Source organism: Bacillus ndiopicus (genome assembly GCF_000612805.1).
Lineage (GTDB): Bacteria > Bacillota > Bacilli > Bacillales_A > Planococcaceae > Metasolibacillus > Metasolibacillus ndiopicus.
This window is the reverse complement of sequence record NZ_HG964404.1, coordinates 458261-471772: the sequence shown is the minus strand read 5'-3', so window position 1 is coordinate 471772 and position 13512 is coordinate 458261. Positions and strand designations below refer to the sequence as shown.

Genomic DNA, 13512 nt, shown 5'->3' with positions numbered 1-13512 from the left:
CCATGAATCGACAAGCAGTCAAGCACTATGAACAACTATTAAAATCAACGATTATGCAAATTCAGCTAAATGGCGCTTCGCAAACTTTGCAGGAGCAAGTATCGCAATGGATTGCTAATGATAAAGCAGATAAAATTGAAATTCAACTAGCCTATGATAATGTTGTACAGGAGTTAGTAGGGGAAGAATTTTAAATGAAAATTAGGCTGTCAGGAAAATAGGGTAATACCTATATTTCCAGACAGCCATTCGTGTTTTTATTTTAATTTTTCCAGATAGAAACACATCTTTTCAAAAATCGAAAATACAAATCCATCACCTTTTGCTATTGCATACAATGATAAACTAAAGCAAAATATAATAGATGATTACTAAATTTTACATATATTACGTAAGAATGTAGTAGAGAACACAACAATTGACTAATAAATGATGGAGGAAAAATAAATGAATATTCGGCAAGAAGATGATTATATCATTATTAATGGCTTTAAATTCGAGGGGGAAATTTCAAATGAGCGCTGCAAGCATTGTAATAGCCAAAAAATTCGAAACGATCAATATGATGCTTATTTTTGTCCTTCATGCAATACATGGCTTGAGGAAAAATGCAGTGACCCATACTGCCACTATTGTCCGCAAAGGCCAGATAAGCCAATCCCAGAGCAGTATGTGAAGTAGGGACAATATATGAACACAATCTATTTCGTACGTCATGCACATTCCCACTATACACCAGATGAGTATGGTCGCCCATTATCTGAGGAAGGTATCGCTGAAGCACTGAAATTAACAAAAGTATTTAATGCTATAGAAATCCATGCAATGTATGCAAGCAATTATCAACGAGCTATCGAAACAATTCAACCAATAGCAAATGATAAAAATTTACCAATTATTCATGAGGAAACATTAAATGAACGCATTTTAGCAAAAGAAATAATACCTGATTTTTTAAGTGCCATCCAAAAAGTATGGGCAGAGCCTACTTTTTCTTTCCTAGGCGGCGAATCAAACATAGCGGCTCAAAATCGTGTTATCCCAACAATCGAAAAATTACTAACCCTCCACAAAGATGAAAATATTATTATTGGCACACACGGCAATATCCTAACTCTACTATTAAATCATTTTGATAAACAATATAATATTGTTTTTTGGCATAGCTTACAGATGCCTGATATTATAATCGCAAAATTTGAGAACAACCAATTAATTTCAACAGAACGACTGACCTATTAATAGGAGGCTATATGCAAACCAAAAAACATGGCTATACATTTTTAGAGTTAATACGACTTGAAGAATCTGAAATAACAGCATTAGAACGGTTAGCAGGATCTTACGCTATTATTCAATGCGAAGGGAAAATTCTACTATGTTATAATCGCTGGCGAGAACAGTGGGAATTGCCCGCAGGAATGAGAGAAGCTGACGAAACACCAAAACAATGCGCCATTCGTGAGCTTTATGAAGAAACGGGGCAACATATAAAAGAGTTATTATTTGTAGGCGTAGCAAAAAGTGAAAATGAGGAAAATGGCGAAATTAAATACAATCCTATATACTATGGTGATTTGAAGCAGCTAATGCCATTCACGGCAAACGAAGAAATTGTCCGCATTTTCTTATGGGATATGGTTGAAGTGATAGATATTATAGATGAGGTCGATTTTGCTATACTACAAAGTATTTTCCATATAATATAGTTAAAATAACAAATTGGAGGTGTTAGCAATGAAAGATGAAACATTGTTAGAGGCATTCAATGTATGGGAAAGCTTAAGCCAAACACCAAATACGATTATCGCTTATCAATCTCGTTTAAAGGCGATTTTGGATGAAGAAGCTCGACTAGATGATGTGCGTGAAAAAAGCCTTCAAGAGGGAATTGAAAAAGGAATTGAAAAAGGCATTGAAAAAGGTATCCTCAAAGTAGCAAGAGAGCTAATTTCTTTAAATTTAGACCTCGTTACAATCAAACGTGCCACAGGTTTAACGGAGAAGGAAATTGAGAGCTTACTGGCGGAAAGTTAAGTTAGTATAGATACTTTTGCTTAAAAATAAAAGAGTAGTACCGTCTTTTTAAATAAAGGTGGTACTACTTTTTTCATTTAAAATCCTAATTTACCAAACATCGCTTTTCGTGCGTCCAGTTCAACTTTGTGGCTACATTGATCACATGTAAATTTACCGTTCATATTTTGCTTATATAGCTGGTATTTACGAGTGCCTTCCAATATTTTAAAATCCTTTTTGCAACAAATACAATTTGATACGTAATAAAACATTTTGATTTCCTCGCTTTCTTGAATATCTTAATATTTATAATACACCATTGGAATAATTAGATGTGACTTTTTTGTTTGTACCAAGCAAGTGCTTTTTCCTCCAAATGTGAAACAAATGCTTTTTTGGCAGGACTGTAATCATGGGTTGACTCATATTTGTCTGCCAAATCCTCTTTGAATTTACTATATTCACTGGCTTCTTTTGGGTGAGCAAGAAGATAATCTCGAAATACTAAATGCCGCTTAATATGTGGGTTGCCAAATTGATAGAAATGAATATGATGTGTTCTATTTTCTCCACCTTTTCGGAATAATCTTCTACCTTCTATTCCCCATTCGCCAGTCAAATCATAGTTCAATGATTTCATTTGCTCATTGTAAAGGTCTATTGTTTCAATATCCTTTACAATACACATCATATCAACTACAGGCTTAGCCTTCATACCAGGGATAGATGTGCTACCAAAATGCTCAAAAGATATAATTTCATCACCAAAAATAGATTTTAATAGTTGTACTTCTTGTTGGAACATCAATATCCAATCTTCTGTATAATTTGTCAACCTTACTTGCATTTTCGAATTCCTCCCCATTTTATCATATAAATTATTTCATACTATTCCCCTTTACGCTATGTCTCTTAAAATTTTTTTGGTATATGCGAACTCGGTTTAAAAAGCCTCAGCACTATAAATAAATCATTCGACCTATTGCGTTATGTTAGTAACATTTTTATACTAACTATAAAGTATCGAAATGTTACTAAGTAAAAGGGGAGATATAAAATGTCAACAATTTTTGGGAAATGGGCAGACTGGACTTGGTTTGAGCGTATTTGGCTTGCTTTGTTTACGGTCATCAATTTAATTTTATTTTTTGCATGGGATGATACGATTTTAGGGTTAATTTCATCAATATCAGGCATGCTATGTGTTGTTTTAGTGGCGAAGGGGAGAATTAGTAACTACTTCTTCGGTGTTATTCAAACAGCAACCTATGGTTATATTGCATACACTTATCAATTGTACGGAGAATCAATGCTGAACTTATTATTTTATTTGCCAACACAATTTATCGGTCTGTATATGTGGTTAAAGCATAAAAAGCCTGAAAATGAAGCGGTTCATGGCGAAACGGTTTATGCAAAAAGGCTTTCAGGGAAACAGTGGCTTCTTGTTGTATCGACTTTTGTTATTGGAGCAGTGCTTTATGCATGGTTATTAACGACAATTAATGCACAGCAAGTACGTATCGATAGTATGGCAGTTGTCTTATCAGTGATTGCGCAAATTTTAATGATTTTACGCTTTGCAGAACAATGGATTCTTTGGATTTTAGTAAATGTATTAACAATTACATTATGGGTAATTACACTAGTACAAACAGGCGGTAATGATTGGACTATGGTTGTGATGTGGAGTGCATTCCTTGCGAACTCGGTATACGGCTACGTCAACTGGTTGCGCATTTCGAAAGGTCAGGTGCAAGTATTATGAGAGTAGGATTTTATGGTGGTAAATTTATTCCGTTCCATCAAGGGCATTTATACAGTACATTAAAGGCTAGTGCAATGGTCGATAAATTATATGTCATTGTTTTATATGATGAAGCGCGTGATCGTAGGCTTTGCGAGCAGGGAAATATCCCGTATATTCCTTATAAAGAGCGCGCATTGTGGATTTCGCAGGAAACGAGAGATTGCCCAAATATAGAAATTTTATATATTGAAGATGCAGATTCTCCAGATGAGGATTATAACTGGCTAGAGGGCGGCGAACGTATTAAAGCAGCGATCCGTGAGCCAATTACACATGTTTTTAGCTCAGAAAGTAGCTATAGCAAGTGGTTTGATCAAATTTATCCCGATGCAGAGCATGTTGTAATAGATGAAGAACGACAAATGTTCCCGATTAGTGCAACACAAATTCGTACAGAAGGTGTTTATAAGCATTGGGATATGCTACCTGTTAGTGCGCGTCCATTCTTTACGAAAAAAATAGCGGTTGTTGGTACAGAAAGCTGTGGTAAAAGTACTTTAGTACGTAATTTGGCGAAGCTTTTTCAAACGACTTATGTTGAGGAATATGGGCGTACAATTTGTGAGGAAATTGGCAATGGATCAGATTTAATTATGGATCGTCATTATGAAGAGATTACGTATGGACATAAGCATTTAGAGTTTCAACGTCTTAAACAGACGAATAAGGTACTTTTTATTGATTCGGAGCAAGTGGTCACACAATATTATACAAAGGTCTACCAAGGCTATGAGCTACCCATTGTTGAGGAAGCAATTGCGACACAGCACTATGATTTATATTTGTATTTAGAGCCAGATGTACCATGGGTTGAGGATGGCTATCGTGTATTAGGTGAGGATTTAGTACGTGAAAAAAATAATGCGCTACTAAAAGAAATGTTTGCGCAGCGTAATATTCCACTTGTCACAATTAGCGGCACATATAATGAAAGGATGGAGCAAGCAATTAAGCATGTGCGTGCATTAATTAGTTGAATTGGTTTGTAGTACAGGAGGGTGATTATATGACATTTGATAATGAGCAGCAATTTTTAGAGCATTACAAAAAAGAAAAAGAACGCTACGAAAAACCAAGTGTTGCAACGGATATCGTTGTATTTACAGTTTCTCAAGAGCAGCCAGCCTTAGAAGTATTGCTTATTCAACGCAAGCACCATCCATTCCAGCATTGTTGGGCGCTACCTGGTGGCTTTATGGATATTAATGAATCGTTGGAGCAGGCTGTAGGGCGAGAGCTAATGGAGGAAACAGGTATTACAGATATATATGCTGAACAATTATACACATGGTCAGATGTAGAGAGAGACCCGCGCATGCGTATTTTAAGTGCATCTTATATGGCACTTGCGCCTAAAAATAAAATGCAGCTAAAGGCAGGGGACGACGCACGTGATGCGGGCTGGTTTACTGTTACAACGGAAAGCTTGCTGAGAGAATATAAAGAAACGAAGGAAATGCTTGAAGAAACTGAGGAGATTTTGCTGACATTAACGAATAAAGCAAAAGAGGTGCAGGCGCAGGCAACGCTTCGTGTACGCAAGCAAGCATACGGCACAAAAACGACAGAGGTCATTGAAATTGTGGAGGATGCGGTCAATACAATTGCCTTTGACCATGCAAAAATTATTTTGTATTCATTGTATCGTTTACGTAACAAAGTCGAGTATACAAATATCGCTTTCAATTTAATGCCCGAAAAATTTACTTTGCCTCGTTTACAGGCGGTCTATGAAATGATTTTAGGAAAAAGCCTTTTCAAAGCACAATTCCGACGCCATATTGCTGATAGGGTTGTGGCAACAGGAGAAGAGGTAAAGGAAGGTGCGCACCGACCATCACAGCTTTATCGTTATAACCATTGTTGGGTGTTTGGTTCTTTATAAAGGCGAATAGCCAAAGATTAATTTTCATAAAATAATATGCATGGTTAGCATTTCACTCTATACCATTATTCGGTAAACTAATAGGTGGGTGATATTAATGAAAGCAATCCATTTACAGTCCTTGCTCGATGCATACACAGACTTATCTGAGGCAGCTTTTTTACAATATACGGAGCAATTCGATATGGAAAAAATGCGTACGAATGAGCTGGAGGATTTATATATGCTCGTGGAGGAGCTTATAAATGCTGGTGAACCGAAGCTTCATCAATTTTTCGTTGGCTATCGAATTAAACAGATTAGCAAGGAATTTGATTTATTACGAATTGGCAAAAATTATATTGTGAATATCGAATTAAAAAGTGAAAGTACGGAAGATCGGATACGTAAGCAATTAAAGCAAAATGTTTATTATTTAAAATTTTTAGAAGTTGATATTTTAAGCTTTACGTTTGTATCATCAACGAGAACATTGTACCAATTGAAAGGTGAGCAACTGATTGAGGTATCATTTGTCCATCTACTACAAGTGTTAGAAAATCAGCAAATTAGAATGCTGACAAATATTGATGATGTATTTGATCCGATTAATTATCTTGTGTCACCATTCGAATTGCCGCATGCATTTATAAATGGAGAATATTTTTTAACCTCTCCGCAGATGACTTTTAAACGAGAAATTCTTAATTTAGTTGAACAAAATACATCAGTCGTTATTGATGGAGCACCAGGTACAGGTAAAACTTTACTGACATATGATTTAGTGAAAACATGGAAAAACGCAGGGAAAAAAGTTGTGCTTGTTCATGGCAATATTTTAAATCGAGGACAACGCATTCTAAATGAGCAATACGGCTGGGCTATCCAAACGGTAAGTGAGATGTCTTTGACAGATGTTGATATTGTTGTAATAGATGAAGCGCAAAAGCTGAGCTATGAGCAACTATCGCATATTCGTATGAAGCTAAAACAAAGCGAGACGCCTGCTGTCTTTTCACTTGATGCAGGGCATTATTTATTTGGAAAAGGAAAGCGGATTGATGTGCTTGGCTATATTGAAAAGCATTTTGATACGAAAATATATGAGCTTAAAATGGTCATGCGCTACAATAAAGAAATGCACTCATTTGTGCAACAGCTTTTTGATCAACGCTTAGTTATCGGTAAACAACATTTCCCAAATATTAGCGTGCATTACTTTTCGACAAGAGCTGCTTTTATCACGTATATTGAAGAATGTAAAAGAACGAAATGGCTTGTTGTAGATTGCTACCATTTTGAGCGGCCAACGACACGCGATATTTTAGGGCATGAGTTCAATCGTGTCTGCGTTATTATTGATAACCATTTCACATATAAAGCAAATGGGCGTCTGTCTGCTGCAAGAAAAAGCGCAACAATTGACCCACTACAAGTGCTTTATCATACAATTGTTCGTACACGTAAAAAGTTACAATTAGTTGTAGTAGACAATGTTTCAATATTGCAGTCTGTCATTCATTTATTGAAAAATGAAGGTTAGCGGGGAATTCATATGAAAATTATTGATGTTGCAACAGAATTTGTAGAACATTATGAGCCAACAACTACTTATTTAGAACAATACTTTGCTCGCAATAAGGAGCATTTTGAAGAGTATTTCACCTATCATTGCCACAATAAGGAACAAAAAATGGAAGCTGCCTTAACTAAGCATCCTTTGCAATTGCAAGCAATACGAGCGATGGCGCTCTCTATGCCAGCTTTAATTAAAGAGATAACCGATTTTTACGAGACGGCATATAATATTCAATTTACACAAAATACGCATTTGCTTGTAGGTATTTATGGAAGTAACGCATATACATATCGCCAATTTATCCCTGAAATTGCCTTTTGCTTAGAGAAGCTTTCAGCACAGGAAGAGCATTTGAAAGTGATTATCGCGCATGAATTTGGGCATGCGACGCACAATTTAATATCTTTACAAGAGAAGATTAACTGGCAGCTTGTTGATTGGGGAAATCCGTATATTTGGTTATTACAAGAAGGCGTTGCTACTTATTTTTCTATGAAAGCAGTTCAAGCGCACGAGGATGTGTATTTTGTATACTACGATGACCCTCAGTGGCTGGTGTTTTGTCAAGAGAATGAACAAAATATTATAGAAAAATTCAGAGATGATTTACAACAGCTATCTGCGCAAAATATTTTCAAAGAATGGTTTTCTATTAATGGTGGCACACGGTTTGGCTATACAAGGCTCGCCTATTATATAGGTTATCGCTGCGTCCAAGAGCTAGTTGCAAAATATGGTGAACTAGAAGCTGTCACGCTTTGGAAGACATCCGCATTTCAGAAGCAAATGCAAGAACAGCTTGCGCTACTATGAGAGTAGGCCTAAAGTAATGAATCGCCCGATTAGTAGACAAATTCGCCCGTAAAACGAATAGTTTCGCCCAATTGAAGGTGGATTTCGCCCGCAAAAAGCTTTAATTCGCCCGTAAACTAAAAAAGCGCGAGAAATCAACATTGATTTCTTGCGCTTTCCGTTTTATGCTTGCTCAAGTGCAGCGATTGCTTGCTGCACTTGCTCCTCTGTTAAACCATGTCGTACGATATAGCGATTGCGCTCATGCTTCGTACATTCAATTGTACAGCCACCTAAATGCTTCGCTTCGTTTTCTTCCGATGTTAAAATTTGCTTGTTACATTCTGGGTTGGCACAATTAATATAGCGTTCACAAGGTGTGCCATCAAAATGATCTTTTCCAACAACGACATGCTCAACTTGGTTAATTGGCACAGTTAAACGTTCGTCAAATACATACATTTGACCATCCCATAGCTGACCTTTTGTCTCTGGGTCTTTGCCGTAAGTAGCAATACCACCATGTAATTGCCCAACATCCTCAAAGCCTTCACGCTTTAACCAGCCAGAAAATTTTTCGCAGCGGATACCGCCTGTACAATAAGTTAAAACGCGCTTGCCTTCAAATAATTCTCTGTTTTCACGTACCCATTGCGGTGTATCGCGGAAGTTTTCGACATCTGGGCGAATGGCGCCGCGGAAATGACCGACATCATACTCATATGTGTTACGCACATCTAATACGACCGTATCTTCCTTCTGCATTTGCTCTAAAAATTGTGCAGGTGATAAATATTCGCCAGTAATTTCATGTGGATTTATATCATCCTCTAAGCTTAAATTTACTAATTCAGGGCGAGGTCGTACATGCATTTTTTTGAATGCGTGACCTTCTACCTCATCAATTTTGAAAACAATACCATCAAATAATGGATCATTTTTCATTAGCTCCATATAGGCATTTGTAGCTTCAATTGTGCCAGAAACAGTACCATTAATACCTTCTGTTGCAACTAAAATACGCCCTTTTAGCTCAAGCTCCTTGCACTCCTGTAAATGCTTTTCAGAAAATGCTGCAGGGTCCTCGATTGTTGTGTAAAAATAATACAATAAAACTCTGTAATTCTTCATTCATATTCCACCTTATTCGTGTTTGCAGGACACGTTTTTTTGAAACCATCCATTAGCATATCAAAGATTAAAAAAGTATTCTATCGGTAATTAGGCTGAAATGGATGCTATAATATTTTTACTAACTGTAAAGGGTGAGGAAATTGAAAATTGTCATTAGCCCAGATTCATTTAAAGGAACATTAACGGCATTTGAGGCAGCGAAAAGTATAGAGCAGGGCATTAAACAGTTGTTGTCCAGTGCTACAATGCTACTATTACCTGTTGCAGATGGTGGGGAAGGAACGCTTGAAACACTTGTGCAATGTACAAATGGACAAATGAAAACAGCAAATGTGCTAGACCCTTTAGGAAGAGAAATTGTAGCGAGCTATGGCATATTAGGTGATGGTAAAACTTGCATCATTGAAATGGCACAAGCCTCTGGTTTGACGCTACTACTTGAGGATGAAAGAAATCCCAGAATTGCCTCAAGCTATGGAACGGGGCAGTTAATTCGGCATACATTGGAACAAGGCTATACTGATTTTATTATTTGTATTGGTGGTAGCGCAACAAATGATGGTGGTGTAGGCATGTTGCGCGCACTAGGTTTGCGTCTTCTCAATGAAATGGGACAGGAAGTTGAAAATACAATCGAAGGTTTATATAATGTTCATCGCTTAGATTTTACCAATTGGGATAAAAGAATTCAGCATGCCAATTTCTCCATCGCCTGTGATGTCGATAATCCACTTGTTGGCACAAAGGGCGCGACTGCGGTTTTTGGTAAGCAAAAGGGTGTACAGAACATCGCCTATTTTGATAGTGCCTTAACACATTGGGCAGATATTGTTGAAAAGGAAATGGGCATTCGCTTGCATGATTACAAAGGTGCAGGTGCAGCTGGTGGTATGGGCGGTGCATTAATCGCTTTTTTGAATGGACAATTTAATCAAGGCATTGAGCTTGTACTAAATCGATTAAATTTTGCACAGGCAATTGAAGCTGCAGATTTAATTATTACAGGTGAAGGACGGTCAGATTCACAAACGTTACACGGTAAAGCACCATTTGGCGTACTTACATATGCAAAAAAGCAAGGTATACCTGTTGCTCTGTTATCAGGAGCGATTGAGGAAGAAGACAGAGAATTTCTAGCTCAGCATTTTCAATATTGCCATGCTGTTGTGAGAAACAATATTACAACCGAAATGGCGATGGCTGAGCCTGCTAATTATTTAACCAAGGCTGCTTTTGAATTAGTATGTAGCATTTTCAATAAAAATATATGATTAAAAAAATAAAAAGTGGGTAAAGTATAGTGTACTAAAATACAAAGGAGTTATTGATTTATGTCTAAAAATTTAAACACAAAATTAAACGAGCTTGTATCAACGTATTCTGTACTGTATACGAAATTACACAATTATCACTGGTATGTTAGTGGTCCATCATTCTTTACACTGCATGAAAAATTTGAAGAATTATATAATGAAACAACATTAAATTTAGATGAGTTGGCAGAGCGCATTTTGTCAAAGGATGCCAAGCCTGTTGCAACATTGCGTGAGCATCTAGAACATTCATTAATTAAGGAAGCTGAGGGTAATGAAACGGCTGAACAAATGGTGGCTGTTGTTGTCGCCGATTTTAAAACAATTATGCAGGCGCTAAATGAAACGATGACCATTGCGGCAGAGGAAGGCGATGACCGCACAGAGGATATGCTAAATGCAATGTATCAAAGCATTGAGAAGCATACATGGATGTTAAATGCGTATCTTGGTGAAAGTGTAAGTGCCAATTAAAATCAACGAGCCATGCAGAGTTATTTCTCCGCATGGCTCTTATTTAGTTTGGGGCTACTAACTCGACTTTTATTCTGTCAGGATCTTCAAAATAAACTGCGTAATGGTGTTCTCCACCAGCAAATGGATGCTTTTCGGTGTAAAGAATTCTTATGCCTTTTTCCTTTAGCCTATTGGTTATCTCATCAACATGTTGACGTGAATTTGCGTGAAATGCCAAATGGTTTAAACCTACTCTACACCTATGGTAAGGGATATCCTGAAATTTCTCGTCTGTTTGTACAAAAACGATATATGTATCTGCAAGCTTCCAACTTTGCCCACTTTCCCATTTTTGAAAAGGTTCGTAGCCTAATTCCTCTAAAAGCCAGCCCCAAAATGCTACGGAGCGCTCCAAATTAGAAACATACAATTCGATATGATGCAAAAGTCCTCGTGTCAATTGATTTTCCCTCATTTCTATTCGTTATATGAAAATTTTAGCAAATTTTCATATTGACTAAAATAAAATATTTCGCTAACATTTACGTTAACTTATATTTTTATAAGGTTAACGTAAATGAGGTGTTTTGAATGGAAGCGGTATCGAAAAGTACGACTTGGCGCACGGTAGATTTACTTTACTGTAGTGCATTTGCCACATTAATGATGGTAGGAGCGAACATTACTTCGTTTGTGCCATTTTTAGTAGCGGGTGGTGTACCAATTACGCTCCAAACCTTTTTTGGCGTCTTGGCAGGGCTTGTGCTTGGTCGAGTGAAGGGGGCGGTTGCTTGCACCGTGTATATGTGTATTGGACTAGCAGGTGCACCGGTTTTTGCGAAATTTTCTGGAGGACCTTCAGCTTTAGTTTCTCCGACATTTGGCTTTATCGTTAGCTTTATTATTTGCGCTTATATTGCAGGAGCGATTGTTGAGCGCTATCAAACAAGAAAAGCGTACGTAGCTAGCGGCTTAATTACGATGATTTTAATTTATCTGTTAGGAACAAATTGGATGTATTTTGCTTATCAGCTATGGGCGGCAGCACCAGAAGGCTTTAGTTATAAAATAGCATGGGCATGGATGGTTCCACCGATGCCGAAGGATTTTATTTTGGCTATTTTCGCGGGCTTACTTGCCTATCGCTTACAAAAAACATTGCGCATTTTACCAATTAAATAGTTAGTAGGGGGAACAGTATGAGTTGGCAACAATTAGCGAATGAAGTGATTGAAGGAAAACTTTTAACGAATGATGAGGCATTAGCTATTTTAAATACACCCGATGAGGAATTATTGCCTTTATTACATGGAGCGTATACAATTCGCAAACATTATTATGGAAATAAAGTGAAGCTCAATATGATACTAAATGCGAAAAGTGGCTATTGTCCTGAAAACTGTGGCTACTGCTCGCAATCATCTATTTCTACGGCACCAATTGAAAAATATCGCTTCATTACGAAAGAGGAAATTTTAGCAGGAGCTAAGCAGGCGTTTGACAATCAAATCGGTACATTTTGTATTGTGGCAAGCGGCCGAGGTCCTACGCGCAAGGATGTCAACGTCGTTAGTGAGGCTGTGAAGGAAATTAAAGAAAAGTATGGTTTAAAGGTCTGTGCTTGTTTAGGTTTGCTAAAGGAGGAGCAGGCGGGGCAACTAAAAGAGGCTGGTGTTGATCGCTATAATCATAATTTAAATACATCAGCAAGGCACCATGATTTTATTACAACTTCACATACGTATCAAGACCGTGTCAATACAGTAGAAATTGCGAAAAAGCATGGGTTGTCACCATGTTCAGGGGCAATTGTTGGGATGAAGGAAACGAAGCAGGATGTTGTCGATATTGCCTATGCGTTACATGCACTAGATGCAGATTCGATCCCTGTCAATTTTTTAAATGCGATTGACGGCACGAAGCTTGAGGGAACGAAGGAGCTGAATCCACGCTATTGCCTAAAGGTGCTCGCGTTATTCCGCTTTATTAATCCAACGAAGGAAATTCGCATCTCTGGTGGTCGCGAAATTAACTTAGGTTCACTTCAACCATTGGGACTATACGCAGCAAATAGCATTTTCGTAGGTGACTATTTAACAACAGCAGGACAGGAAAAAAATAAAGATTATAAAATGCTAGAGGATTTAGGCTTTGAAATCGAATTAACAGAGAAGCAGCAGGAGGTTTGTCATGGTTAAATAATAGGCTCTGTTAAAGAACAATGTTGATATTTGATAACTTTCCATAAACTTGCTACAATAAAAAAGAACGAATATTCGTAAAATTCCAGGGAGGTTACAAAGGTGAGCAAAGCGTCTAGCAACTTGTTAAAGTATATCGATACATTACCGCTTCCTAAAAAAGAACAAGTCTATCAATGGGTTAAACGCTATGTTGAACCTTCTTATTCTGCTGGTGGTCGTTTAATCAACGAAATAAGAATTTGTATTTGAAATAACGGACACATATGGCAGTCTGACATTATCAAAAATTAATGTGTAATTCTTATTAAATTAACGATGTAAGTTACTTTAAGAGTGGGGAA

17 protein-coding genes and 1 pseudogene are annotated in these 13512 nt (G+C 37.2%); 15 read left to right on the top strand and 3 right to left on the bottom strand.

The window, feature by feature from the left end; genetic code table 11:
* The first annotated feature begins 2 nt into the window (after positions 1–2).
* The 5 genes from TY13_RS07175 to TY13_RS07155 all read left to right on the top strand — a co-directional run bounded on the left by TY13_RS07175 (position 3) and on the right by TY13_RS07155 (position 2037).
* A complete protein-coding gene (locus TY13_RS07175) occupies positions 3–194 on the top strand; it encodes a hypothetical protein (protein WP_042473601.1) in 192 nt (63 codons plus the stop codon).
* A 253-nt stretch (positions 195–447) separates the two neighbouring features.
* Complete coding sequence (locus TY13_RS07170; RefSeq protein WP_042473598.1) at positions 448–681, top strand: hypothetical protein; 234 nt, start codon at positions 448–450, stop codon at positions 679–681.
* 9 nt (positions 682–690) lie between these two features.
* Positions 691–1242: a histidine phosphatase family protein gene (locus TY13_RS07165; RefSeq protein WP_042473595.1), complete on the top strand. Its 552-nt coding sequence runs from the start codon at positions 691–693 to the stop codon at positions 1240–1242.
* A gap of 11 nt (positions 1243–1253) precedes the next feature.
* Positions 1254–1709 (top strand): NUDIX domain-containing protein, encoded by a 456-nt coding sequence (locus TY13_RS07160; protein WP_042473593.1) that lies wholly within the window; start codon positions 1254–1256, stop codon positions 1707–1709.
* A 19-nt stretch (positions 1710–1728) separates the two neighbouring features.
* Positions 1729–2037, top strand: a complete 309-nt coding sequence (locus TY13_RS07155; protein ID WP_326583399.1) for an Rpn family recombination-promoting nuclease/putative transposase — start codon at positions 1729–1731, stop codon at positions 2035–2037.
* 310 nt (positions 2038–2347) lie between these two features.
* Here TY13_RS07155 and TY13_RS07150 read toward each other — a convergent pair whose 3' ends face one another.
* Positions 2348–2866, bottom strand: coding sequence for a GrpB family protein (locus TY13_RS07150; protein ID WP_042473587.1), 519 nt, complete (start codon positions 2864–2866; stop codon positions 2348–2350).
* Positions 2867–3076: 210 nt separating this feature from the next.
* Here TY13_RS07150 and pnuC point away from each other — a divergent pair, with 210 nt between their 5' ends.
* The 5 genes from pnuC (at position 3077) to TY13_RS07125 (ending at position 8085) form a co-directional block, all read left to right on the top strand.
* Complete coding sequence (gene pnuC / locus TY13_RS07145) at positions 3077–3787, top strand: nicotinamide riboside transporter PnuC (protein WP_042473585.1); 711 nt, start codon at positions 3077–3079, stop codon at positions 3785–3787.
* Positions 3784–4806, top strand: a complete 1023-nt coding sequence (gene nadR / locus TY13_RS07140; RefSeq protein ID WP_042473581.1) for a multifunctional transcriptional regulator/nicotinamide-nucleotide adenylyltransferase/ribosylnicotinamide kinase NadR — start codon at positions 3784–3786, stop codon at positions 4804–4806. Before pnuC ends, nadR begins: the two co-directional genes overlap by 4 nt.
* A gap of 29 nt (positions 4807–4835) precedes the next feature.
* On the top strand, positions 4836–5714 hold the full coding sequence (locus TY13_RS07135; RefSeq protein ID WP_042473579.1) for an NUDIX domain-containing protein: 879 nt from the start codon (positions 4836–4838) through the stop codon (positions 5712–5714).
* Positions 5715–5811: 97 nt separating this feature from the next.
* Positions 5812–7236 carry an AAA family ATPase gene (locus TY13_RS07130; RefSeq protein WP_042473577.1) on the top strand — a complete coding sequence of 475 codons (1425 nt, stop codon included), beginning with the start codon at positions 5812–5814 and terminating at the stop codon, positions 7234–7236.
* A 12-nt stretch (positions 7237–7248) separates the two neighbouring features.
* Positions 7249–8085: a hypothetical protein gene (locus tag TY13_RS07125; protein WP_042473575.1), complete on the top strand. Its 837-nt coding sequence runs from the start codon at positions 7249–7251 to the stop codon at positions 8083–8085.
* A 162-nt stretch (positions 8086–8247) separates the two neighbouring features.
* Here TY13_RS07125 and trhO read toward each other — a convergent pair whose 3' ends face one another.
* Entirely contained in the window at positions 8248–9195 is a 948-nt protein-coding gene (gene trhO / locus TY13_RS07120) for an oxygen-dependent tRNA uridine(34) hydroxylase TrhO (RefSeq protein WP_042473573.1), read from the bottom strand.
* A 143-nt stretch (positions 9196–9338) separates the two neighbouring features.
* Here trhO and TY13_RS07115 point away from each other — a divergent pair, with 143 nt between their 5' ends.
* Positions 9339–10469 carry a glycerate kinase gene (locus tag TY13_RS07115; RefSeq protein ID WP_042473571.1) on the top strand — a complete coding sequence of 377 codons (1131 nt, stop codon included), beginning with the start codon at positions 9339–9341 and terminating at the stop codon, positions 10467–10469.
* A gap of 60 nt (positions 10470–10529) precedes the next feature.
* A complete protein-coding gene (locus TY13_RS07110) occupies positions 10530–10985 on the top strand; it encodes a Dps family protein (RefSeq protein ID WP_042473568.1) in 456 nt (151 codons plus the stop codon).
* A gap of 43 nt (positions 10986–11028) precedes the next feature.
* On the opposite strand, the gene TY13_RS07105 is transcribed toward TY13_RS07110, so the two are convergent.
* Positions 11029–11427 (bottom strand): VOC family protein, encoded by a 399-nt coding sequence (locus TY13_RS07105; protein ID WP_042473566.1) that lies wholly within the window; start codon positions 11425–11427, stop codon positions 11029–11031.
* 131 nt (positions 11428–11558) lie between these two features.
* On the opposite strand from TY13_RS07105, the gene TY13_RS07100 reads away from it, so the two are divergent.
* From TY13_RS07100 to TY13_RS20615, 3 genes and pseudogenes are all read left to right on the top strand, one after another.
* A complete protein-coding gene (locus TY13_RS07100) occupies positions 11559–12149 on the top strand; it encodes a biotin transporter BioY (protein WP_042473564.1) in 591 nt (196 codons plus the stop codon).
* 17 nt (positions 12150–12166) lie between these two features.
* On the top strand, positions 12167–13165 hold the full coding sequence (gene bioB, locus TY13_RS07095; RefSeq protein ID WP_042473563.1) for a biotin synthase BioB: 999 nt from the start codon (positions 12167–12169) through the stop codon (positions 13163–13165).
* Positions 13166–13270: 105 nt separating this feature from the next.
* Positions 13271–13408, top strand: a pseudogene (locus TY13_RS20615) (IS1595 family transposase); the annotation flags it as partial.
* Positions 13409–13512 lie beyond the last annotated feature (104 nt).

Bases quoted from the DNA above. Each gene is read 5' to 3' on its own strand.
- TY13_RS07165 (WP_042473595.1), top strand. From the start codon at position 691: ATGAACACAATCTATTTCGTACGTCATGCACATTCCCACTATACACCA.
- TY13_RS07125 (WP_042473575.1), top strand. From the start codon at position 7,249: ATGAAAATTATTGATGTTGCAACAGAATTTGTAGAACATTATGAGCCA.
- TY13_RS07160 (WP_042473593.1), top strand. From the start codon at position 1,254: ATGCAAACCAAAAAACATGGCTATACATTTTTAGAGTTAATACGACTT.
- TY13_RS07170 (WP_042473598.1), top strand. From the start codon at position 448: ATGAATATTCGGCAAGAAGATGATTATATCATTATTAATGGCTTTAAA.
- TY13_RS07135 (WP_042473579.1), top strand. From the start codon at position 4,836: ATGACATTTGATAATGAGCAGCAATTTTTAGAGCATTACAAAAAAGAA.
- TY13_RS07130 (WP_042473577.1), top strand. From the start codon at position 5,812: ATGAAAGCAATCCATTTACAGTCCTTGCTCGATGCATACACAGACTTA.
- TY13_RS07150 (WP_042473587.1), bottom strand. From the start codon at position 2,866: ATGCAAGTAAGGTTGACAAATTATACAGAAGATTGGATATTGATGTTC.
- nadR (WP_042473581.1), top strand. From the start codon at position 3,784: ATGAGAGTAGGATTTTATGGTGGTAAATTTATTCCGTTCCATCAAGGG.
- TY13_RS07175 (WP_042473601.1), top strand. From the start codon at position 3: ATGAATCGACAAGCAGTCAAGCACTATGAACAACTATTAAAATCAACG.
- bioB (WP_042473563.1), top strand. From the start codon at position 12,167: ATGAGTTGGCAACAATTAGCGAATGAAGTGATTGAAGGAAAACTTTTA.
- TY13_RS07110 (WP_042473568.1), top strand. From the start codon at position 10,530: ATGTCTAAAAATTTAAACACAAAATTAAACGAGCTTGTATCAACGTAT.
- pnuC (WP_042473585.1), top strand. From the start codon at position 3,077: ATGTCAACAATTTTTGGGAAATGGGCAGACTGGACTTGGTTTGAGCGT.
- trhO (WP_042473573.1), bottom strand. From the start codon at position 9,195: ATGAAGAATTACAGAGTTTTATTGTATTATTTTTACACAACAATCGAG.
- TY13_RS07100 (WP_042473564.1), top strand. From the start codon at position 11,559: ATGGAAGCGGTATCGAAAAGTACGACTTGGCGCACGGTAGATTTACTT.